The 21508-nt window shown below is 69.9% G+C and carries 21 protein-coding genes; 7 read left to right on the top strand and 14 right to left on the bottom strand.

From position 1 onward, the window contains the following. Positions 1-570: 570 nt before the first annotated feature. Positions 571-1380, bottom strand: a complete 810-nt coding sequence (locus tag ACIHAR_RS32015) for a class I SAM-dependent methyltransferase (protein WP_400022869.1) — start codon at positions 1378-1380, stop codon at positions 571-573. A 575-nt stretch (positions 1381-1955) separates the two neighbouring features. On the opposite strand from ACIHAR_RS32015, the gene mshA reads away from it, so the two are divergent. Both mshA and ACIHAR_RS32005 read left to right on the top strand, forming a co-directional pair. Then, on the top strand, positions 1956-3293 hold the full coding sequence (gene mshA / locus ACIHAR_RS32010; protein WP_365470160.1) for a D-inositol-3-phosphate glycosyltransferase: 1338 nt from the start codon (positions 1956-1958) through the stop codon (positions 3291-3293). 5 nt (positions 3294-3298) lie between these two features. After that, entirely contained in the window at positions 3299-3802 is a 504-nt protein-coding gene (locus ACIHAR_RS32005) for a YbjN domain-containing protein (protein ID WP_365470157.1), read from the top strand. A gap of 129 nt (positions 3803-3931) precedes the next feature. Here ACIHAR_RS32005 and ACIHAR_RS32000 read toward each other — a convergent pair whose 3' ends face one another. Next, the gene (locus ACIHAR_RS32000; protein WP_400022868.1) at positions 3932-4753 is read right to left on the bottom strand and encodes an AraC family transcriptional regulator; all 822 of its coding nucleotides are present in this window, start codon (positions 4751-4753) and stop codon (positions 3932-3934) included. 49 nt (positions 4754-4802) lie between these two features. Here ACIHAR_RS32000 and ACIHAR_RS31995 point away from each other — a divergent pair, with 49 nt between their 5' ends. Beyond that, entirely contained in the window at positions 4803-5228 is a 426-nt protein-coding gene (locus ACIHAR_RS31995; RefSeq protein WP_400022867.1) for a DUF2000 family protein, read from the top strand. A gap of 201 nt (positions 5229-5429) precedes the next feature. Here the strand turns inward: ACIHAR_RS31995 and ACIHAR_RS31990 are convergent, their stop codons facing one another. Beyond that, positions 5430-6710, bottom strand: a complete 1281-nt coding sequence (locus ACIHAR_RS31990) for an MDR family MFS transporter (RefSeq protein ID WP_400022866.1) — start codon at positions 6708-6710, stop codon at positions 5430-5432. A 160-nt stretch (positions 6711-6870) separates the two neighbouring features. On the opposite strand from ACIHAR_RS31990, the gene ACIHAR_RS31985 reads away from it, so the two are divergent. Beyond that, positions 6871-7632: a phosphoglyceromutase gene (locus ACIHAR_RS31985; protein ID WP_365470146.1), complete on the top strand. Its 762-nt coding sequence runs from the start codon at positions 6871-6873 to the stop codon at positions 7630-7632. Between the two features lie 78 nt (positions 7633-7710). Here the strand turns inward: ACIHAR_RS31985 and ACIHAR_RS31980 are convergent, their stop codons facing one another. From ACIHAR_RS31980 to ACIHAR_RS31960, 5 genes are all read right to left on the bottom strand, one after another. After that, entirely contained in the window at positions 7711-8946 is a 1236-nt protein-coding gene (locus ACIHAR_RS31980) for a tyrosine-type recombinase/integrase (protein ID WP_400022865.1), read from the bottom strand. A 591-nt stretch (positions 8947-9537) separates the two neighbouring features. Next, the gene (locus ACIHAR_RS31975) at positions 9538-9777 is read right to left on the bottom strand and encodes a helix-turn-helix domain-containing protein (protein ID WP_400022864.1); all 240 of its coding nucleotides are present in this window, start codon (positions 9775-9777) and stop codon (positions 9538-9540) included. A gap of 250 nt (positions 9778-10027) precedes the next feature. Beyond that, positions 10028-11653 carry an ATP-binding protein gene (locus ACIHAR_RS31970; protein ID WP_400022863.1) on the bottom strand — a complete coding sequence of 542 codons (1626 nt, stop codon included), beginning with the start codon at positions 11651-11653 and terminating at the stop codon, positions 10028-10030. Positions 11654-11691: 38 nt separating this feature from the next. Next, on the bottom strand, positions 11692-12252 hold the full coding sequence (locus tag ACIHAR_RS31965) for an HNH endonuclease (RefSeq protein ID WP_400022862.1): 561 nt from the start codon (positions 12250-12252) through the stop codon (positions 11692-11694). Further along, positions 12249-13379, bottom strand: coding sequence for a GntR family transcriptional regulator (locus tag ACIHAR_RS31960; protein ID WP_400022861.1), 1131 nt, complete (start codon positions 13377-13379; stop codon positions 12249-12251). The genes ACIHAR_RS31965 and ACIHAR_RS31960 overlap by 4 nt, the downstream gene beginning before the upstream one ends. 226 nt (positions 13380-13605) lie before the next feature. Here ACIHAR_RS31960 and ACIHAR_RS31955 point away from each other — a divergent pair, with 226 nt between their 5' ends. The 3 genes from ACIHAR_RS31955 to ACIHAR_RS31945 all read left to right on the top strand — a co-directional run bounded on the left by ACIHAR_RS31955 (position 13606) and on the right by ACIHAR_RS31945 (position 16748). Then, entirely contained in the window at positions 13606-13941 is a 336-nt protein-coding gene (locus ACIHAR_RS31955; protein ID WP_400022860.1) for a GntR family transcriptional regulator, read from the top strand. A 159-nt stretch (positions 13942-14100) separates the two neighbouring features. Then, the gene (locus tag ACIHAR_RS31950; protein WP_400022859.1) at positions 14101-15348 is read left to right on the top strand and encodes an XRE family transcriptional regulator; all 1248 of its coding nucleotides are present in this window, start codon (positions 14101-14103) and stop codon (positions 15346-15348) included. 1166 nt (positions 15349-16514) lie between these two features. Further along, positions 16515-16748, top strand: coding sequence for a YozE family protein (locus tag ACIHAR_RS31945; protein ID WP_400022858.1), 234 nt, complete (start codon positions 16515-16517; stop codon positions 16746-16748). Positions 16749-16982: 234 nt separating this feature from the next. Here the strand turns inward: ACIHAR_RS31945 and ACIHAR_RS31940 are convergent, their stop codons facing one another. The 6 genes from ACIHAR_RS31940 to phoU form a co-directional block, all read right to left on the bottom strand. Continuing rightward, positions 16983-17843, bottom strand: coding sequence for a hypothetical protein (locus ACIHAR_RS31940; protein WP_400022857.1), 861 nt, complete (start codon positions 17841-17843; stop codon positions 16983-16985). Positions 17844-18525: 682 nt separating this feature from the next. Continuing rightward, positions 18526-19281 carry a DUF2637 domain-containing protein gene (locus ACIHAR_RS31935; RefSeq protein WP_400022856.1) on the bottom strand — a complete coding sequence of 252 codons (756 nt, stop codon included), beginning with the start codon at positions 19279-19281 and terminating at the stop codon, positions 18526-18528. Positions 19282-19296: 15 nt separating this feature from the next. After that, entirely contained in the window at positions 19297-19455 is a 159-nt protein-coding gene (locus tag ACIHAR_RS31930) for a hypothetical protein (protein ID WP_365470140.1), read from the bottom strand. A gap of 513 nt (positions 19456-19968) precedes the next feature. Beyond that, complete coding sequence (locus ACIHAR_RS31925; protein WP_365470138.1) at positions 19969-20217, bottom strand: SCO4226 family nickel-binding protein; 249 nt, start codon at positions 20215-20217, stop codon at positions 19969-19971. A gap of 226 nt (positions 20218-20443) precedes the next feature. Further along, positions 20444-20602: a hypothetical protein gene (locus ACIHAR_RS31920; RefSeq protein WP_400022855.1), complete on the bottom strand. Its 159-nt coding sequence runs from the start codon at positions 20600-20602 to the stop codon at positions 20444-20446. 121 nt (positions 20603-20723) lie between these two features. Continuing rightward, positions 20724-21416 carry a phosphate signaling complex protein PhoU gene (phoU, locus tag ACIHAR_RS31915; RefSeq protein WP_365470132.1) on the bottom strand — a complete coding sequence of 231 codons (693 nt, stop codon included), beginning with the start codon at positions 21414-21416 and terminating at the stop codon, positions 20724-20726. Positions 21417-21508 lie beyond the last annotated feature (92 nt).

Raw genomic sequence — 21508 nt, 5'->3', positions numbered from 1 at the left:
GCGGAGCCAGAACGCTCCCGCACCCGCCATCGCACCGGAGTGGGTCGTGGCGGTGGGGCGCAGCCAGAACGCTCCCGCATCCGCCATCGCACCGGAGTGGGTCGTGGCGACGCGGCGGAGCCAGAACGCTCCCGCATCCGCCATCGCACCGGAGCGAATCATGGCGGTGCGGCGGAGCCAGAACGCTCCCGCATCCGCCATCGCACCGGAGCGAATCATGGCGACGCGGCGGAGCCAGAACGCTCCCGCATCCGCCATCGCACCGGACCGGATGCCGGCGCCGGCGCGCAGCCGAAACGCTCCCGCACCCGCCGTCGCACCGGAGTGGGTCGTGGCGGTGCGGCGCAGCCCGTCGCGTAGCGCTGCACAGCCAAGGGCAACCGCCACCAGCAGGCAGCCGTATGCCCAACCGGCGACGGGCTCGCCGCACCGCCACGACCCCGACCCACCCACCGGCGAGAAGCGAGGCACCCCGACGGCGAGCCGATCCCCCCGCAGAGCTCACCCGCACCCCGACCAGGCCGACCCCACCACCGTCACCACGTCACCACCGTCACCCCGTCACCCCCGTCATTCCCGCGGCGCCAACGCCCCCCACCGCACCGTCACTTCCCCCTGCCGCCACCGGGCCGCCCCATCCGTCACCGGCCAGTCACCCGTCAGATCACGCACCGCCCGCATCCACCGCTGACGGGCGCCGTAAGAGGCGTACGGTGCCGCCGCGGCCCAGGCGCGGTCGAAGTCCCGGAGAAAGGCATGCACGGGCTCACCGGGCACGTTGCGGTGGATCAGCGCCTTGGGGAGCCGCTCCGCCAGATCGGAGGGCCGCTCCAGGGACCCCAGCCGCGCCGCGAAGGTGACCGTCCGCGGACCCTCCGGGCCGAGCGCGACCCACACGTGCCGCCGCCCGATCTCGTCACAGGTCCCCTCGACCAGCAGCCCCCCGCGCGACACCTCCGTAGCCGGCGCGAGCCGCGCGCACAGCCGCTCCCAGACCCCGCCCACCTCGTCCTCGTCGTACTGCCGCAGCACGTTCGCCGCCCGGATGAGGTGCGGGCGCACGGGGAGCGGTACCTCGAAGCCGCCGTGCCGGAAGACGAGACCGTCGCGTTCGTACGGCTTGGCCCCCGTGACCCGGGCCGGTTCGATCTCGACGCCCACCACGCGCGCGCGTGGCGCGACGGAGCGCAGGCGGCCGAGCAGCTCGACGGCAGTCCAGGGGGCGGCGCCGTAGCCGAGGTCGACGGCCACGGGGTCGCCGGCGCGGCGCAGCTCGGAGCCGTGCACGGCGGCGATCCAGCGGTCCATGCGGCGCAGCCGGTTGGGGTTGGTCGTCCCGCGTGTGACCGTGCCCACGGGGCGGGTCGCGCGGGATGTCATGCCTACGAGGGTATGCGGTGCCCGGTCGTCCTGGGCGTCTGGACGACCGGGCACCGGACGCACAGGCCCCCGGACGTACAGAGCCCGGGACGCACAGGCCCCCGGACGCACAGAGCCCGGGACGCACAGGCCCCCGGACGCACAGAGTCCGGGACGCACAGGCCCCCGGACGCACAGAGCCCCGGACGCACAGGCCCTAAACCCACAGGCACCCGAACGCATGCATGGACGTACGAAAGCGCGGGCACCCGGACGCCCAGCCCTGGACGCCCAGACACCGAACGCCCGGACGCACAGGCCCCGGAGCCCCGAAACCACAGGCCCGCGGAACCCCCGAACCCGCAGACCCCCGGAACCCCGAACCCCGAACCCCGCACCCCGCACCCCCAGCGGACGCGCAACCGCACGCGGACGCACCCCACCCTCGAACGGTTGAGCGAAGCCCGGTAATGCGTCGGCAAAAACGCCGCGCGCCCCGCGCCCCATCGGAATGGGAACGCGTCCCTCCGGCGTTGCACCCCTTCGGAGGGCCCGCCCCCTCCGTCCGGCATGCCCGCAGCAAGGAGGAACGCCACGTGAGCCAGTACGTCAGCAGGCTCGGGCGTCGCTCTACGGCGGCACCCCCACGCCTGCGGCTGCACCGCAGGCCCCGCCGCGTCGCGATGCTCTCCGTGCACACCTCCCCGCTCCACCAGCCCGGCACCGGCGACGCCGGCGGCATGAACGTCTACATCGTGGAACTCGCGCAGCGCCTCGCCGCGATCAACATCGAGGTCGAGATCTTCACGCGCGCGACCACGGCCGCCCTCCCGCCGACCGTCCAGATGGCCCCGGGCGTCCTCGTCCGCCATGTCGACGCCGGCCCCTACGAGGGCCTCGCCAAGGAGGACCTCCCCGCCCAGCTGTGCGCGTTCACGCACGGCGTGATGCAGGCATGGGCCGGCCACCGCCCCGGCTACTACGACCTCGTCCACTCGCACTACTGGCTCTCCGGCCACGTCGGCTGGCTCGCCGCCCAGCGCTGGGGCGCCCCGCTGGTGCACGCCATGCACACCATGGCCAAGGTCAAGAACGCCAACCTCGCCGACGGCGACACCCCCGAGCCCGCCGCCCGCGTCATCGGCGAGACCCAGATCGTCGCCGCCGCCGACCGCCTCATCGCGAACACCGCGGAGGAGGCCGACGAACTCGTCCGTCACTACTCCGCCGACCCCGGCAAGGTCGCCGTCGTCCACCCCGGCGTCAACCTGGGCCGCTTCCGCCCCGCCGACGGCCGCGCCGCCGCCCGCGCCCGCCTGGGCCTGCCCCAGGACGCCCTGATCCCCCTCTTCGCGGGCCGCATCCAGCCCCTCAAGGCTCCCGACGTCCTCCTGCGCGCCGTGGCGGTCCTCCTCGACGAACGCCCCGACCTGCGCTCCCGGCTCGTCGTCCCCGTCGTCGGCGGTCCCAGCGGCAGCGGCCTGGCCAAGCCGGAAGGGCTGCAGAAGCTGGCCGCGCGCCTCGGCATCTCCGACGTCGTGCGGTTCCGGCCGCCCGTCGGGCAGGACCAGCTCGCGGACTGGTTCCGCGCCGCCTCCGTGCTGGTCGTGCCCTCCTACAGCGAGTCCTTCGGCCTGGTCGCCATAGAGGCGCAGGCGACCGGCACCCCGGTGATCGCCGCCGCGGTCGGCGGGCTGCCGGTCGCCGTGCGCGACCGCGAGACGGGCTTCCTGGTGGACGGCCACGAACCGGCCCGCTACGCGCGCGTGCTCGCCGACTTCGCCGACATCCCCGACCTCTCCGCCCGGATGGGCGCGGCCGCCGCCCGGCACGCCCAGTCCTTCGGCTGGGACACGGCGGCCGCCGCCACCGCCGACGTCTACACGGCCGCGGCGCAGTCCCACCGCCGTCGCGTACGCTCCCAGCATGGGTGAGCGTCATGGCTGATGCAGAGAAGACGGCCGCACAGGTCATCGAGGACGTCCTGAAGGACGCCGAACTGGAGTGGGAGAGCCCGGAGTCCGGGACGTACGTCGTCCAACTCCCCGGCACCCGCAAGCTGAAGACGACCGTCTCCCTGATCGTCGGACGCCACTCCCTGTCGCTGAACGCGTTCGTCATCCGCCACCCCGACGAGAACGAGGCCGGCGTCCACCGCTGGCTCCTGGAGCGCAACCTCAAGCTGTACGGCGTGAGTTACGCCGTCGACCAGCTCGGCGACGTCTACGTCACCGCCCGCCTCCCCCTCGCCGCGGTCACCCCCGACGAGACGGACCGCCTGCTCGGCCAGGTCCTGGAGGCCGCCGACGGCGCCTTCAACACGCTCCTGGAGCTGGGTTTCGCCTCCGCGATCCGCAAGGAGTACGCCTGGCGCGTCTCCCGCGGCGAGTCCACCCGCAACCTGGACGCCTTCAGCCACCTCACGCAACGCCCCACCGACTGAGCGCCCCTGCCGCCACCGGCGCCACCGGCGCCACCGGCGCCACCGCCACGACCGGCGCCACCGCCATGACCGGCGGCGCGGCCGCGACCGGCGACCACGTCGACGTGGTCGCCGACGCCGACGCCGACGTCAAGGAGCGGACAGCCCGTACCGCCCCGGCGTCACCCCCACCAACTTCCTGAAGTGGCGGGTCAGATGGGCCTGGTCGTAGAAGCCGGCCGCCACCGCGACCTCGCCCGCCGGCCGCCCGTCGAGCAGCAGCCGACGGGCCCGGTCGACCCGGCGCGCGGTCAGGTACTGGTGCGGTGCGATGCCGTACGCCCCGCTGAACGCCCGTACCAGATGCGCGGGATGGGCCTGGAGCAGCCCGGCGGCCTCGTCGAGCGAGACCCCGTCGACGAGGCGGCCGTCGAGAAGGTCGCGCAGCCGGCGCGCGAGGACGGGGTCGCGGCGCCTCGGCCGTGCCGTGTTCCGGGGCCGCAGATGGTCCCGCAGCCGCTCGCCGAGGAGGACCAGCCGGCTGCCGGCCTCCAGCTCGTCGCCGGGCCGGGCGAGCGCCGCGTGCAACTGTCCCACCCGCTGCCGCAGCAGGGGATCACGCAGGTCGGGCCCGTCCACGGCGGGCCCGATCAGCTCCTCACCGAGCACGCTCGCGTCCAGGTACAGCACCCGCTTGCGGAAGCCGTCCGGGGTGGCGGGGGAGCCGTTGTGCGGCACGTGCGGCGGCAACAGCGACACCGTGTCGTGCGGGGTGCCGTGCTCGTGCCGGTCGAGCTCGTACCGTACGGCCCCGTCGTCGACGATGAGCAGCGTCCAGGCCTCGTGGACGTGCATGGGGTAGGCGTACTCGGTGAAGTGCGCGTGGAAGACCTCCACGACGCCCCGGACGCGGGGGCGCCAGGCGGAGACGTCGGCGGTGGGCTGTGCGGCCCGCTCCTGAGCGGCGGCCATGCAAAGAACGTACAAGACGGTGCCGTACGCCGGACGGCAGTCTCACCGCATGAGCACTGAACCCATCCGCTTCGACACGAAGATCGCCATCCTGCTGCGCGAGGACCTGGAGACCTGGCAGCGCCTGAACGTCACCGCGTTCCTGGTCAGCGGCCTGGGCACCCAGCTCCCCGAGGTGATCGGGGAGCCGTACGAGGACGCGGACGGCATCGCCTACCTGCCGATGTTCCGCCAGCCGGTGCTGGTCTTCGAGGGGACGAAGGAGACGCTGACGGCGGCCCACGCGCGCGTGCTGTCCCGCGCCCTGCCGCGCGCGGTGTTCACCGGCGACCTCTTCGCCACCGGCAACGACCGCGACAACCGGGCGGCCGTGCGAGCCGTGCGGACGGACGACCTGGACCTGGTGGGGCTGGCGGTCCACGGGCCGCGCAACGCGGTGGACAAGGTGCTGAAGGGCGCGCGCATGCACCCGTGAGGGGGGCGGCCCCCGGCGCGGGCGGCGCTGCCGGCGCTCGTGCCGAGGCTCGACTCCACGCGGCGTTCGGGACTCGCCTGGGCCCCACTACACTCCACCCGGCGCTCCGGATGGACGTCGCCTGGGCCGCGCCCCACTTCACACAGCGCTCCGGACGTCGCCTGGGTCGGGCCCACTCCACCCGGCGCCCCGGACGGCGCCTCAGGCGGTGCTCACCTCCGGCTTGGCGGAGCTCGGCCCGGTGGCCGTGGTTGCCGTGGTGGCCGCGGCACCCTCCTCTGCCTCCACGGGCAGTCGGCGCATCAGCACCGCGTAACCGGCACCCGCCACCGTCCCGACGACCGCGCACAGCGCCCACAGCCACACCGCGCCGAACCGGTCGATGACGAAGCCGGACATCAGCGGCGCGACGAGGGACGCCACGGCCCACGACATGGTGTACATGCCCTGGTAGCGCCCGCGTCCGTGCACCGGGGAGAGCCGGACGACGAGCCCGGTCTGCGTCGGCGCGTTGACGATCTCGGCGAGGGTCCACACGCAGACGGTGAGCGCGAAGACGCCGACGGACCCGGCGAAGGCGGTGAGGCCGAAGCCGTACCCGGCGAGGGCGGAGGAGATGACGAGCAGCCGCCGTGGATCGCGGTGCTCGATGAACCGGGTGACCGGGATCTGCAGGGCGACGATGAGGACGCCGTTGACGGCGATGGCCATGCCGTAGTCGGCCGGGGTGAATCCGGCGGCGCCCATGGCCACCGGCAACCCGATGGCCCCCTGCTGGAAGACGAGGGCGACGAGGAAGGACAGCCCGACGAGCCCCATGAACCGCCCGTCGCGCACCACGTTCCCCAGCCCGACCGTGTCCTCCGGCAGGCCCTTGGCCTCCCGCCCGGGCCGCGACTCCGGCACCTTGAGGAAGACGACGACGGCGCAGATCAGGGTCATCCCGGCCTCGATCAGGAAGCCGGCGAGGTAGCTGACCTCGGCGATGAACCCGGCCGCCATGGAGGAGACCGCGAAGCCGAGGTTGATGGCCCAGTAGTTCAGGGAGAACGCCCGGACCCGGTCCTCCGGCCGCACGATGTCGGCCATCATGGCCTGCACGGCGGGCCGGGAGGCGTTGGAGGCTGCGCCGACGAGGAAGGCGACGGCGGCGATGGCGGCCGGATGCTGCACGAACCCCAGGACCGCCACGGAACAGGCGGTGCCGGTCTGCGCGAAGAGCAGGGTGGGCCGCCGCCCCAGCCGGTCGGCCATGACACCCCCGGCGAGGGACGAGACGACCCCGCCGAGCCCGTGCAGCGCGACCACGAGCCCGGCGTACGTGGCGGAGTACCCGCGGTCCAGCGTCAGGTAGAGGGCCATGAAGGTGGCGACGAAGGCGCCGAGCCGGTTGACGAGGGTGCTGGTCCACAGCCACCAGAACTCGCGGGGCAATCCGGAGACGGTCTCCCGGGTGGCACGTCTCAGGGAGGCGACGGACATGGATGATCCCCCGATGTAAGCGGCGCAGGCGGTAAGGAGAAGTTACGAGGGAGAAGCCCTCGAGGGCCACTCGATTAACAGATCCGGTCAACCGTCCGCCGCTGTCCGCCCTGTGAGCGCCGGGCACCGGCCCCCAAAGCCGTGGATTACGCTCATAGCCATGGCCGACGCACCGTACAAGCTGATCCTCCTCCGCCACGGCGAGAGCGAGTGGAACGCGAAGAACCTGTTCACCGGCTGGGTGGACGTCAACCTGAACGAGAAGGGCGAGAAGGAGGCAGTCCGCGGTGGCGAACTCCTGAAGGACGCCGACCTCCTCCCCGACGTGGTCCACACGTCCCTCCAGAAGCGCGCGATCCGCACCGCGCAGCTGGCCCTCGAGGCCGCGGACCGCCACTGGATCCCGGTCCACCGCTCCTGGCGCCTGAACGAGCGCCACTACGGCGCCCTCCAGGGCAAGGACAAGGCCCAGACCCTCGCCGAGTTCGGCGAGGAGCAGTTCATGCTGTGGCGCCGCTCCTACGACACCCCGCCGCCCCCGCTCGAGGACGGCACGGAGTTCTCCCAGTCCGACGACGCGCGCTACGCCACTATCCCGCCGGAGCTCCGCCCCCGCACGGAGTGCCTCAAGGACGTCGTCATCCGCATGCTCCCGTACTGGTACGACGGCATCGTCCCCGACCTCCTGACCGGCCGCACGGTCCTGATCGCCGCCCACGGCAACAGCCTCCGCGCCCTGGTCAAGCACCTCGACGGCATCTCCGACGCCGACATCGCGGGCCTGAACATCCCCACGGGCATCCCGCTGGTCTACGAACTCGACGCCGACTTCAAGCCGCTGACCCCGGGCGGCCGCTACCTCGACCCGGAAGCAGCCGCAGCCGCCATCGAGGCGGTCAAGAACCAGGGCAAGAAGAAGTAGGGTTGGTGATCATGCCTCCCACCTGCGCATACGGCGCGGGTGGGAGGCATTTTCGTGCTCTGGAACCTCTCTGGAACCTCAGCCCTCGTGATCTTGGGGCCTGAGTGCCCTGCCGAGAGCCTTCCGGGCCCGGTCCCGGCTGCTCGGCATGAGGTGCGCGTACACCTTGAGTGTCAGCCCCGGGTCGGAGTGCCCGAGGTACTCCGCGAGTGCCTTGATGCTCTCTCCCGCATCCAGGAGCACGGACGCGTAGAAGTGCCGCAGGGCGTGCATGCCGTGCTCGCGCGCGGCGGCGTGCTCGCGGCTCTTGGCCTTGGGGATGACCCCAGCCTTGGCGAGCGCGGGCTTCCAGTGGTCTTCGTTCAGCGACGTGCGCCAGACGTGCCCGCCGTTGGGGCCCGTGAAGATGAGCCGCCGGGTCACCGGCTGGCCGTTCGCTCGCATCCACGGGAGCTTGATTTCCACGGGCGGGAACCGCTTGATGTGCTCCTGTAGTGCCTCCGCCACGGGGTCGGGCAGAGGCACGTCACGGAGCTTGCCGCCCTTCGGGGGCGCGAACACGGCCTTGCTCAGGCTCAGCTTGAGTTGCTGCACCACGTGCACGATGCCGCTGTCGAAGTCGATGTCATCGACGGACAACCCCAGGATTTCCCCTTGCCGCAGGCCGCATCCGGCGCCCACGTCGATCATGGGCCGGAAGCGCTCGACCATGGCGGCGCGCACGGCGAAGACACGCTCAGGCTCCCATGGGACGACGCGGCGCGTGCCCATGGCCGGCGGGGTCACCGTGCGCGAGTTGCAGGGGTTCCGGCGTAGGCATCCGTCCTCCACGGCGGCGGAGAGCACGGCGCGGACGTTGGAGAAGATGACGCGGGCGTACGAGCCAGACATGCCGGTCTCTTCGAGTTGTGTCACGAACTCGCGGATGTGGCTCGGCTGAAACGACCCGAGCTGACGCGACCCGATGCGGGGGAAGGCGTGCAGCTTGAGCTGAGACTCCATCGACGCACGGGTGTTGGGGTCGCCGCTCTGGCTCGCGAGCCACTTCTCCGCGAACTTCTGGAACGTCGTACGGGACGCGTTCGGGTCGATGAAGTCGCCGCGGGCCACGTCCGCTTGCATGGTGCTCAGCCACTGCTCGGCGATGCGCTTCTGTCCGTCGGGGAAGGACTTGTTCTTCCGCTTGCCGTCGGGCGTGACGTAGCGGGCTTGGTAGCGCATCCCCGTGCCGTAACGATCGGTCTTGACGCGGACGGTCTTGCCGTCGGCGTCGGTGGTGGTCTTGATCCAGCGGTCGAAGATGTGGCCAGCCATGAGGGCTGTCTCCTTCGGTTGGTAGCAGGAAGCGGGAGGGCCAAGGGGCGGCTCTCCGGCCGGTTTTGAGGTGTGGTGGGCCAGGCCCGCTACTTGCTACGGGCCTGATCACTGGGGGTTGGGGCTGCTAGCGGGGGTGCTACCGGTAGCGGGTAGGGGTGCTACGGGTAGCAGGGCTACGGCGGGGTCTCAGGGAGGCGGAGACAGGGGGTCTTGGTTGGCTTCCTGAGGGGGTTTCGGGGGTGCTGGGGGTGCGCCTCCCTGCCTCCCTGAGAGGCCATTTGCGCTGATCAGGTGGAGGGAGGCGGGCCAGGGAGGCGGTAAGGGAGTTCTCCCTGCCTCCCTGGGTCGACGGGCCGCCCCTCCCTGCCGCTCGCGGTTTGTCCGCCGGGGCCCGGCGGGGAGGCGGAGACAGGGGCCCGGAACGGCGGCCAGGGGCGGTTTTCCGGGGCGTTCCGGCGGTGCCTCCCCGCCTCCCCAAACCATCGTTTGCGCTGATCAGTGCAGGGGATGCGCGCCGGGGAGGCGGTGGGGGAGTTCTCCCCGCCTCCCCGGCCCGGCGGGTGGTGCTTCCCCGCCGGGCCGGGCGGCTCAGGCCGCGTCTTCGAGGGCGGTCTGTTCGGTCACCCATGCCCGGACAGCCGCCGGGTCGAAGCGCAGGTGCTTGCCGACGCGGAAGCCGGGTGGGCCGATGCGCTTGCGGCGCCACTGGTAGACGGTCTCGACGCTCGGGAGGCTGAACATGGTGACGAGGTCTTCGGGAGTGAGGTAGCGGTCCGGGAGGCCGCCGCGCAGGATGGCGCGCGGGTCGGTCGGCTCTTCGCTGGCCATGGCTTTGGTGACTCCTCGTGTCCGTGGTGGGGTGCGTGGGAGTGGTGCCGGTCGCCGTCCTAGAGAGTTGGTGTATCTCAGCGTCCGCAGCGCCCTAACGTCCGCACAGCCGCGTTGCCGCAGGCCAGTGGGGGTGAGGGGCGCGGACGCTAGTGCGGACGCTGTGGACGCTGGACGGCTGTAGCGTCCGCAGCTTCGACGTGTCCGGGCCGCTGGTGCGCGGCCCGGCCCGGCGGGTCTTCCGGCTACGTCAGGACTGGTCAGGCAGCGTTCTGCCCTGCCCCGTGGGGGCCACCTCCGGCCAGAGAGAGGCTTGTTCGGGTGCGGACGCTGTCTCCTCCTCGTCGGGTGCTCGGGACAGCGTGAGGAGTCGGTGTCGGTGCCGGTCGCGGCTACGCTGCGTGTCGTCCACCATGATTCCGATGGAGCGCAGCAGCGGGGCGAGCCGCTTGACGCGTCCGCTGGCGCGGGTGGCGTCCTTGGGCCAGTTCGGCGGCCGGACCAACGGGGTGGGCAGCGCTTCGAGCAGTTGCCCGGCGGTGCCCTGCCAGGTGCCTACCTGCTCCACCAGGTGGGCGATGGCCATGGCGAACGGGTCGCCCTCCATGGCGTCCGTGGCGACGTTCGCCGACGTGGCGAGGTAGTCATCCAGGGTGTTCCAGCCCTGGCTCTGGTCGACGGCCGCGAGCACGCGGGCGAAGTCGGCCATGCGCGGCATGGACTCCAGCCGCACCGACGGCAGGAACGCGAGCACGCACGCCAGCACGTCGAAGAGGGCCCCGAGCACGGCAGGCCGTACCGCCTCGAAGGTGGCGTCCAACTCCTCTTCGGAGCGGCGCCGTTCGGAGTCGATGAGCTGCAAGTCGAGCATGAGGACGCGTTCGGCCAGGTCCCCGGCGAGAGCTCCCGCGTCGATCGTGGTCATGGCCAGCACCCGCTTGAAGGTGAGGACCACGACGTCATCGTCGGTGTACAGGGCGCGGTCGACCACGCCGTCACCGGTCACGGCCTTGCACAGGGTGTCCGACAGCCATGGCGGGATGGTTGAGATGTTGTCCAGGCACAGGGCCCATGAGCTGAACGCCTGCCGTGACCACGCCTTTTCGTCGCGCGGCTGACTGCGCTTGGCGGCCGGGGACGGGTCGATGAGGTTGATGAACATCTGCGCCGCTTTGGACTTGCCCGTGCCCTGCTCGCCCTTGCAGACCAGCGCCGGGTGCGGGATGTCCGGGATCCACGCGGCAACGAGCCAGCCCACGAGCTGATGGAACGCGGCCGTGTCCATGTTCAGCAGTGCGTGCAGCTTGGCCAGCCCGTCGCCGTCCAGGACCGGTTCCGGCATCGGGGCCATGGCGCCGGAGCGGCGGAAGAGCACCGGGGCACGGTCGACGACGTTCCAGCCGGTTGGGGTGACCACGACCGCGCGGCCGTCGGCGCTGCCGAGGTCGACCACGATGGCGCCGGCGGGGTCGCGCCCCACCCGCAAGTGCACCGGTTCGGGGTCTGTGTCCTCCGCGATGCCTTCCAGCACGGTCATGGCGTCCGCGAGTGCGGACTGTGAGGCCACCTCGCCGGGGTAGGCGTCGGCGAACTGCCGGGCGAGCCGCTGGCGCAGTCCGCCCTTGTTCCGCAGCGGCAGCGCGATGTTCGGGCCGTTCAGGGCGACCGCGTACGGGCGGCCGTCGGCGGACATCACGAACCGGTACTGCTCGCGTGCCATGGTCACGATCCGGGCGGCGGCGGGAGGCTTCTTGCCGCCATCGTCGGCGTGGTCGGGTCGACGTCCGGTCGATCGGGTCGGGTCGGCCGTGGGTCGGCTCTTGCGGTGCGTGCGGGTGTTCACGGAGTCGGCCGACTCGTTCATGGTCGTGTTCACGGGTCGGGCCGATCCGTTCACGCGGCCGTTCATCGTGTTCACGCGAACACCGCCTCTCCGGTCGGTCCCGCGCACGGCCGCACCGGGCGGGGTGCGCGCAGGCAGTCGGGCCGTGCGATCGACCGCCGCACGGGGCCGTGCCGGGTCGATTTCACGAGGTCAGCCGTAGACCGTTTCATATAGGTATCCACCGATTCGTCACCGTCCGTGGGGGTGGGTCGGGGCGTGACACCGGATGTGACGCGGGTCGTCACGCTGGTCAGAGCTGTCTGGTTCGCGGCGGCGAGTCGGGCCAACAGGGGCCAGTCGACCGGGCGGACAACCGGCCGACTCGGGTCGGCCCACGCCAGCAGGACCAGGGCGAGGGAGAGCGGGAATCGGTTGGCCTTGGCGTCGTTGCAGGGTCGGCAGGCCAGCACGAGCGAGGACAGCGACCAGGAGCGCCACAGGCTCACCGGGGCGATGTGGTCGGCGGTGGCTTCCCGGAGCTCCCGGAAGGGACGGCGGCAGTAGTAGCACTGGGCGCCGTCGCGGGCGGCGAGCCGCTGTTTGCGGGCTCGCCGTCGGTGCGAGTTCAGGTGCGGGGGACGGTGGCTCACGCCGCGACCGCCAGGTCACGGGCGGCCGTAGCGCGGAACAGGCCGTACGGGCGGATCAGGGTGACCAGACCCTCAGCGCGGAGCGCGTTCATGGCCGCGCGGACGGTCTTCGCGGAGCACTGGAAGCGGACGGCAAGGTCGCGCTCCGCCGGTACCCGCTCGCCCGGCTTCAGCGCCTTCACCTCGCTGCGGAGCGTCTCGGTCAGGGCGCGGGCGGCGGCGCCCTTCTCACGGAACGTGCCGCGCATGGTGACCTGCCCGGCCACCTTGAGCGAGGTGGCGGCGGCGTAGATGCCCATGATGGCCCAGCGGTCGACCCCGAGCCGGGCCGCGATCTGCTTGCTCTCCAGCCCTTCGGCCAGGTGCATCAGCAGCACCTGACGCGGGAGGTCACCGATGCGCAGCAGCGCCTGACGCCGGGTGTCGTCCAGCGTGGCCAGCGCCTGGCGCTGCCAGGCCGGAAGGGACTCCAGTGCAACCGGCTCGCGCGCCATCTCCGGGTGGCACATCTGAATCCGCAGCAGCGCCGTTTCGACCAGCCGGTCACCGGTGTGCAGGCTGCACCCCAGACGGTCGGCCACAACCACCTTGGAGCAGTCGTCCAGCCGCATCAGCAGCGCCTCGCGCTCTCGGTCCGGCAGGTCGGCCAGCAGCCGCAACAGTTGCTCGGACGGCTCGGCAAGAGGCGTCTCCTGCTGCTCTTCCACCATCGGGGCCAGCACGTAGGCGGTGATGGGGTCGCTGAAGTCCATCGGCCGCTCGTACGACGACGACCGCTTGAAGTACTTGCCGAGCCGGTTCTGTACCCGCACGCAGAGGAAGGCTCGCGTGTCGCTCTCGCTCAGCGGCTCGGGGGCCAGCAGGTCCTTCGCACCCGTCCGGGACACCTCGATCCAGGTGTTCTGTGCGATGTCCTCCGCGAGCGTCTCGGCCGCCGACACGCTGAAGCCGTAGCCGACGAGCTTGCGCTTTGCGTAGAAGACCAGGTAGCTGCCGTACCGCTCGTAGAGCGAGCTGAGACGCTGCGACTGCTCGGCCGTCAGCGGGATGTCCTCTCCCTGACGCAGCCGCCGGCCACCGGGACCATTGCCCCGCGACGTGCCCCGCTCGGCCCTACGTTCTGCCACGGTTCCAGGCATCATGGAAGTGCCCCTTCGAGGGTCAGGGAGCGGCTGTCTGCTTGGCGGTAGGAAGCCGCTCCTTGCTGTTCCTGGCCCTGACCAGGTCTTTTTCGCGGAGACCACGCCCGGTGTCGGGCGCCCCGCTTGCTGACTAGCTTGCACTAGTCTGCTGTGGTGCACAACCCCCGTGGAGTGGTGTGCACTAGTTCGCTGTGGTGGGTAGGCTCAGGGCATGACTGTCACAGGAGGGCCCAAGCCCAAAGCCGTGCAGGTCGCGGACGCGCTCCGCGAGGACGTCAAGAGGATGAAGCCTGGTGACAAGCTCCCGTCACAGCGGGAGTTGATTGAGCGCTTCGGGTACGCGAGCCAGACGATCCAGAACGGGCTTGCCATGCTGCGATCCGAGGGGCTGATCGTTTCGGCGGGGAACCTCGGTAACTTCGTCGGTGACGGGACCGTCCCGACGAGCGACGTACGCGACGAGATCAATGAACTCCGCTCCCTGATTCAGTCGTTGGCTGAACGGGTGGAGGCACTCGAAGAGCGCGCCACCCTGGGTGGTGCTTGATCTGCAACCAGCATGCGAGGAACGGAACGTGTGGCGTAAGTGACATCGAGGGGGCAGAAACGCGAGGTGGGGACATGTCCGGTGTCACCTCGCTGTCCCCTTCCCTGTCCCCTGGGGTGAGGCGCAAGACTCGGCGGGTAAGCACTCGGAGGAGGGCGTATGAGCGACGACAGGCCCGCGTGGGCGCAGCGCATCGCGGCCGAGCGGGCGGCTCGCGACTGGTCCCAGCGAGACGCGGTGAAGGCACTTCGGGCCCACTCGAAGGAAGAGCTTCCTGCAGATGACAGCCTGATCCGACAGTGGAAGCGGTGGGAGTCCGGACAGATCCCCAACGAGTTCTACCGGCCGCTCATTGCGGCAGTCTTCGGCACCGTGACGCACGCGCTCTTCCCCGCGCCGGCGCGTCGAGACGGGGGCAAGGAGATCCTGGCCGTGAGCGGCATGGAGACGCTGGAAATCGTGAGTCGTCTCAACCGGTCCGACGTGGACGCGGCCACGCTTGACGCGCTACGGATCACCACAGATCGGCTCTGCTCGGAGTATCCGTTCATGCCGAGCGAGCAGCTCCTGATCGAGGGGCGCCAGTGGTTGCGTCGCGTCGTGGAGCTCCACTCGAAGAGCCTCACGCTCTCGCAGCACCGCGAGGTGTTGGCGCTGTCCGGTTGGCTCGCGCTCCTCGTGGGCTGCGTGGAGTACGACATGGGCGAACGGCACGCCGCCGAGTCGACGCGCCAGGCCGCTCTGTCGCTGGCGACGGAGGCGGACCACGCGGAAGTCGTCGGTTGGGCGCACGAGATGCGCGCTTGGTTCGCGCTCACCACAGGTGACTATCGCGGGGTCATCGCGGCGGCGCAGGCCGGAACCGAGGTCGCCGCACACCAGGGCGTTGCTGTGCAGCTCGCTGCGCAGGAAGCCAAGGCGTGGGCCCGGCTTGGAGACCGTAGGCGGGTTGAGGTGGCGTTGGACCGAGGGCGCAACCTGCTCGAAGGAATGCCGCACCCAGAGAACCTGGACAACCACTTTGTGGTGGACCCGGCGAAGTTCGACTTCTACGCGATGGACTGCTACCGACTCGTGGGAGAGGACAAGTTGGCGCGGACCCTCGCTGAGGAAGTCCTCAGGGCTGGAACGGACTTCGACGGCACGGAGCGAGCGCCGATGCGAAATGCGGAAGCCCGCGTAACGCTGGGCGTGACGGCCGCACGGGAAGGTGACCTGGACCAGGCCCTCATCATGGGCGAGCGTGCCCTTGAAGGCGAGCGCCAGTCGGTGCCATCGCTCATCATGACGAGTCGTGAACTGGCAGCCGAGATGAGGAAGCGGTACGCGTCTGAGCCTGCCGCTCAGGACTACCTCGCGCACCTGCGCGAGTTGGGGCAGGCCGCGCCGGGCTTCCTGCCGCAGTAGCCAAGGGATAGAAGGTGCGGCCTACGGCCGCGCGACCCTTTGGCAGCTCGCTACGCTCGCGCGCGATGGCGCCGGGGAGCTCCGACGACCGTCGCGCGCTTCCGGTGAATCATGGCCGCCGAACGAAGACACCACCCCGCCCGATGGGGTGGTGTCTTCGGCATTCCGGAGTCGTCAGCGTCCGCAGCGTCCGCAATCCGCCGACTACTAAGAGCTGCCCTGACCTGCGAAAACACGCTCTAGTAACAGAGCGTGCTCGGACGCTGCGGACGCTGACGGACGCTAAACGTTTTGTTTAGCGTCCACAGGAACAGTGCAGGTCAGAGAGGGTGAGCGATGCCCGGCGGACGCTGCGGACGCTATCTCCCCTCAACTCTCTAGTAAGAGAGTGAAGGACGGCTCTTCAGATGGGGGGATCGCGGTGCACACGGCCGCCTCCCCCCTGCTGAAGAGCCATGGTGCATCGGGTAGAGCGGAACAGGCCCGGCAACGCTCGCCCAAGCCTGCCGTCCGCCCCTTGGAAGGCCCTCAGGATGGCATTCCAGGCGGGGGGAGGTCCGGTCCGCTCCCCTGGATTGCCGTCCTCGCGCACACAAGCAAGAGGAGCACCACGGCCCCGGCGTGCTCCTCTTGCCGTTCCAGCGACGCCCGATTTGCGGCGGTTGATGTCGCCGGTTGCGCCGACAGCACCGGTTGACCCCCCGCAACCGCCTCTGACCTGCGAGTTTCCCAGTTTCCACGGTTTCCGGGGAGAGGGCCCTACGCGCACGCGCGCGTAGGGAGGCGGAAACTGCCCCCGCGCAGCGTCTCTGTGAGGTCATGGGCGGCCGTTCACGACCCCGGAAGTCTTTCGCCACGCGTAAGCAGGTCCAGGCGCCCTGAGAGGCATCCACGGCCTTCACCCCGACGGCGCTCGCCGCGTGAGCGTAGCGAGCTGCCAAGGGACGCGCGGCCGTAGGCCGTTCGTTCTTGTCCTTCCTCCGCCCGGGTGCGCCGGCACCGCCGATGCCCTTGTCGCTTGTCTTGTCGCTTGTCGTGACAAGACGGGCCGCACTCGGGGTAGCCCGATACGGGGCTCTGACCTGCGAGCCGACAAGCGACAAGACAAGCGACAAGCGGACCAGGCCCGTGGGTTAGCCCGGACACGGCGGCGGAAGGATGCTGACATGCCCAAGCCGAAGAGCTTCACCACATGGTTGAAGACCCACGCCGATCAGCGCAATGCCATTGGGGATCTCGCGCGGGACGTCTCCGCTGACCCCGACTGGCCCTCACGCAAGGGGAGGCAGGGCCAGCTTGACTACCTCGAAGAGCGCGGCGCCATCGACGCGGCTATCGAGACGCTCGAACGTGCCTGGACTCAGTACGAGGCATACCGGGCGGCCGAGAGTGATGCCTGAGCGGTGGGGAAGCCTGATAGCACCCCTGGCGGGAGCCTCGACCGACAGCAGCACGGGCCACCCTCTCGGGAGCTCGCATGGGGGTCGTCTCTGGGGTCTGCGAGGATCGGCCGCTATCCGCTAACGCCCCGGTCACCTGTGATTTTGGCTGCTAGCGGGGTCGCTAACGCTAGCAGCCCCTGCCGCTAGCGTTAGCGATGCCGTGAACCACGTTCCTGCGTAGTTCGGCCAGCGTCAGGGATTGCGTACCACAGCCCCAGAGATGAACCACTGGACCAGAGTGGCAGCAAGGTGAATACCTGCCCGAGCTGCCTCCAGAGTCTCGGGCACTGTGGCGGTTTGCTTGCCATGCCGGGAGGTTTGCCCATCCCAGAGTGCGCGCATCATCGCCTCGACTGGGGCGATCGGGTCCTTGCCGGACGGAGTGTCTAGGGCAGTGGTGAACTTCGCCCGAGCGTTGCCGATCTCGCCGAGCATCGTGCCGAGAGTGGCTTTGGCATGGTTTGGCTGGATCACTGAGTGAGCAGCGGATTCCACGGCCTTGATGGACTCGCTGTATGCGCGCACCGGGTCGGGTTGACGGCCGTATGCAGCTTTCCAAGCAGCAGCTAGGTGCTCGGATGCCGATCCGGCTGAAGACTCGGATGCCGCGTCGGCGACAGTGTGGCTGACTGCATCGCGAACGGCTGGTGCGATCCGTACCTCCAACCCGTCTTGCTCTGAGTTGATGCAGTATGCCGACCCTCCCTGGTCCAGGATGAACTCCAGGTTCAGGAGCGACTTGCGGTCTAGTCTTTGCACCTGAGTCATGATTTGCAGCACCTCATCGACGACGTCCAAGAGGTCGTCGTTGATGATCTGACCGAGGTAGGACGCAGCGCTGTAGCGAGGTGGCACCGGTATCCGAAGTCGCAGGGCTACGGCCTCCGCCACGGTTGTCTGTTCCGCGTGCGTGTTGGGCTGGAGGACAGAGTCAACCCACTCCTGGAGGGGCCTGCCAAGATGATCGGGGACACCGTCGTATGGAGCATCGTCGTCGACGGCCTCAGCAAGACCGGCGCGAACGGTGAAGCGCTGACGTGCAGTCGTGGTCATGGAGCGGGAGCCTACCGGCCACAGCATCGGTGAAAGTATCGATATAAGGGACTCGCGAGCAGCCTCAGCGGTGAGGCGAATGGAGCCTCTGGCCGGCCCAGCCCTGGGACCTCTCTGGAACCTCCGAGGAGGACCAACGACGACAGACAACGACCACCAACGACCGCCCGACCGCAGGTCAGTCACGGTGTGCACCCTCCTGACCAGGGGCCGAAAACGGGCCCGCCAGACCCAGGGCAAGAAGAAGTAAGCGCCCACCTGAAAACCCCCGGTCTGCGATTTCTTCGCAGGGCGGGGGCTTTTTTCATGGGGACTGTCCCGGAGCGTACGAGCCCTCAGTCATCGTGTCGCCTCGATCGGGCGGCCTCGAAGACAGTGGCCACCGCCCTGCGCGTGCGCTCAAGGCAGGCCGGCATGAGGGGCGCGTACACCGGAGCGTCGTCGGACCGGGGTCCGATTGGCCGCCGTGCTCTCGCAACTGCCGCACGCAGTCGTGAGTGGGGAATCACGAGTCGTGCGCGCACCCTTGAGCCCCCGCCCCGCGGTCGTTTCGCGGGGCGGGGGCTCAGGGCTGTGTTCGGGCGTCAGTCGTTCGGCCGGGTCGGTGGCCGGGTCGGCGTTCGGGTCGGCGGCCGGGCCTCGGTGGTTAGAGCGGTGCTCGCCCTGACGGAGCGCCCGGCTGCTACTGGCGGTGTCGGGGTTTGCCCTTGCGCGGGGGCAGCGTCAAGGTGATTTGTCGGACGAGTTGCTGGAGGCATGCCAGGCATGCGAGGGCGGGCAGGGCGGCTGCGGCAATGCTGGTGAAGGTCCTGTCGGCCTGAGCCACGCACAGCATCATCGCGACGGCGGAAAACAGCAGAACGATGAACCACGAATTCAGAGCCCGGCGCTGGTGCAAAGCGGCGCGCAGGATGGAGAGGGAGGCCACTATCCAGGGGCCGTACACGAGGAGGGGCCACCAGGGAATCATTCCGCTCCCCGTGCCGGAATTGATGTTCTGCAGCGGTCCGTAGGCCACCACGCCGCAGAACACGCTGACCACCGCCACGATGACGGCGACGACTGCGACGATCACGAAGCTGCCGGCCTGCATCCACTTGAGTCGAAGTTTTCGGACTCGGATTTTCCGGTGCCCGGTGGAGGAAGGCCGGATGGGCGGCAGCTGTGCGGTGATCTGTGCGAGGTTCTCCATCGGGTCGGTGAAGTCGACACCGGACGGCGCCTCGCTGCGGAGCGGCGGCACCGTGGCCGGCTGCTCCGTGGGAACGGCCTCCTGCAGGAGGTAGGCGAGTTCCTCGACCGGGTCCCAGCCCGAGTCGGGGGGTACCAAGGGGGCGTCGACGGGGCCGCCGTGCCAGCCGGTGCCCGACCCATAGGGATATGGTTCGGAATACCATTCATGCCGCGCGAAGGACGGATCCGCATAGTCGTGATTCATGAGAATCCGCCTCCGTCACGCGAGGTCCGCGTGACAGCCGGGTTTTTCCTGGCCGTTCCACCGCTGATTGAGTTCCTCTTGTGCCGCTTCCAGCAGTGCGAGGAACTCGCGGAGCAGTGACTCGGTGACCTGGGTTTCGACCCGCGCGCCGTCCTGGTGCAAGGTGCCACGCATCTCACGTGATGAGAGTGCCGCGCCGGGCGCGTAAGCATATGTACCCGCTGTCACATCGCGGGTCGCAGGCTGATTATCCTTCCTCACGCCACGGTGAGGCAAGTCGTGGAACCTTGCTTTGGTCATATCCCGCTAACGCTGCTCCCTGTCCTCCAGATGCGCGGCAAATGAGTGACCCTCGAGTGGGGGAACATTGGGGAGAGCGTTTCTTAATTAATGTAATTCGCGCCCCACTCCACACGTTATGGGTCGAGCGGTTTGTCTTCTCAGCTCTCTTGGCCGGTAAATAGGATCCACCGACGGTGACAGGAACGATAGGTGACAGGAACGACAAACGCGGGGTGGCGCCCGCGGACGCGGCCGCTTCGTCGTCTCGCTCGGCCACGGGCGGCAGCGAGCCGGCCGCACGCAGCGACGAGGCCCCCTGCCCGCGGTCTCTCCGCCGGTGGGGGCCTGATCGTCGTCCGGGACTGATGGCGCGGGGCCCGGGGGGCGATGCCGGGCGGCCCGGTGTCAGACCGACAGCGGCACCGCGTGGATCTCGTCCGGCTTGTGTCCCGTACGTTCGTGGATGCGTGCCACCGCGTCGGCGGACGGGGCCTCGGAGAGGCAGTAGACGATCCCGGCGTCCGGGTCCGCCCAGGCCCGTTCGAAGTGCACGCCCTCTTCCGCTTCTATGGCGAGGTCCGCCTGATGGGCCTGGCGGAGCTCGTCGGCCGTGATGCCCTGCATGCCGTGGTGGACGTCCATGTACATGGTCATGGTCGCCCACCCCCTTTCCTCGTCCGTTGCGTCTCTTCCTCCATGCTGCGCCCGTCCGCCCGCCGAAGCGAGCCCGGTCGGGCGCCACCGCACGGACGGCCCGGGCTCCTCCTGTCCGCCGCCGGCCCGCCCACGGGCGCGGGGTCGGCGCATCCGGGGCGGTGGCGCGCGCTCCACACATGACAGGGCCCCGGCGTCTCCGCCGGGGCCCTGTCGTCGAACCGGGTCAACCGCACTGGCAGGGACTGCCCGACTGGCACCCGCAGCCGCACCCCGAGCCGCAGCCGCACGCACTGATCAGCATGAGGTTCCTGATCTCGGTGGGCTGCTCGGTGGGGCGTTCCTGGGTGGGGTCGGGCGTGGAGGTGCTGGGGGCTTCGGCCATGGGTTCCTCCTGGAGGCTAGAGCGCCTGTGCCCATTCCATGCCCGTTCCGCCGGGCGCATCAACAGCGCACGGGGGCTTCGCCGCGCCCCCGGCGGGCGGAATCGCCCCCGCGGGATCCGCCTACGCCCCCTCCACCGGATGGATTTCCGTCGGCAGGTCCTGCTGGAGCTCGTCGGCGTGCTCACCGGTCACGAGGAACACGACCCGCTTGGCGACCGCTACCGCGTGGTCGGCGAAACGCTCGTAGTAGCGGCCGAGCAGGGTGACGTCCACCGCCGTCTCGATGCCGTGCTTCCAGCGCTCGTCGATGAGGTGCTGGAAGAGGGTGCGGTGGAGGAGGTCCATCGCGTCGTCGTCGGTCTCGAGCTGCAGCGCGAGGTCGACGTCCTTCGTGATGATCACCTCGGCCGCCTTGGCCATCAGGCGCTGCGCGAGCTGGCCCATCTCCAGGATGGTGGCGTGCAGGTCCTGCGGCACCGCCCGGTCGGGGAAGCGCAGCCGCGCCAGCTTCGCCACGTGCTGGGCGAGGTCGCCGGAACGCTCCAGGTCGGCCGACATGCGCAGCGACGTGACGACGATCCGCAGGTCCGTCGCGACCGGCTGCTGGCGTGCCAGCAGCGCTATGGCCCGGGCCTCCAGGTCGTGCTGGAGCTCGTCGACCTTCTTGTCGGCCTCGATCACGCTCTCGGCCAGCTTCAGGTCGGCATCGAGGATGGCGGTCGTGGCGCGCCCGACGGCCGACCCGACCAGCCGGGCCATCTCCACCAGACCGTCGCCGATCGAATCCAGTTCCTCGTGGTACGCGTCCCGCATCAGGGGTTCCTCTCGTACTCGTCTTCTTCGGGGCTCGGGGGCTCCGGGGGCTCCGAGGGCCGGAACCGGCCGTGGACCGCCACCGGAACCGG

Origin of the sequence: Streptomyces sp. NPDC052016 (genome assembly GCF_044548445.1) — a bacterium.
Lineage (GTDB): Bacteria > Actinomycetota > Actinomycetes > Streptomycetales > Streptomycetaceae > Streptomyces.
Note: the sequence above shows the minus strand (reverse complement) of the source record. Positions and strands in the feature narration are given on the sequence as shown.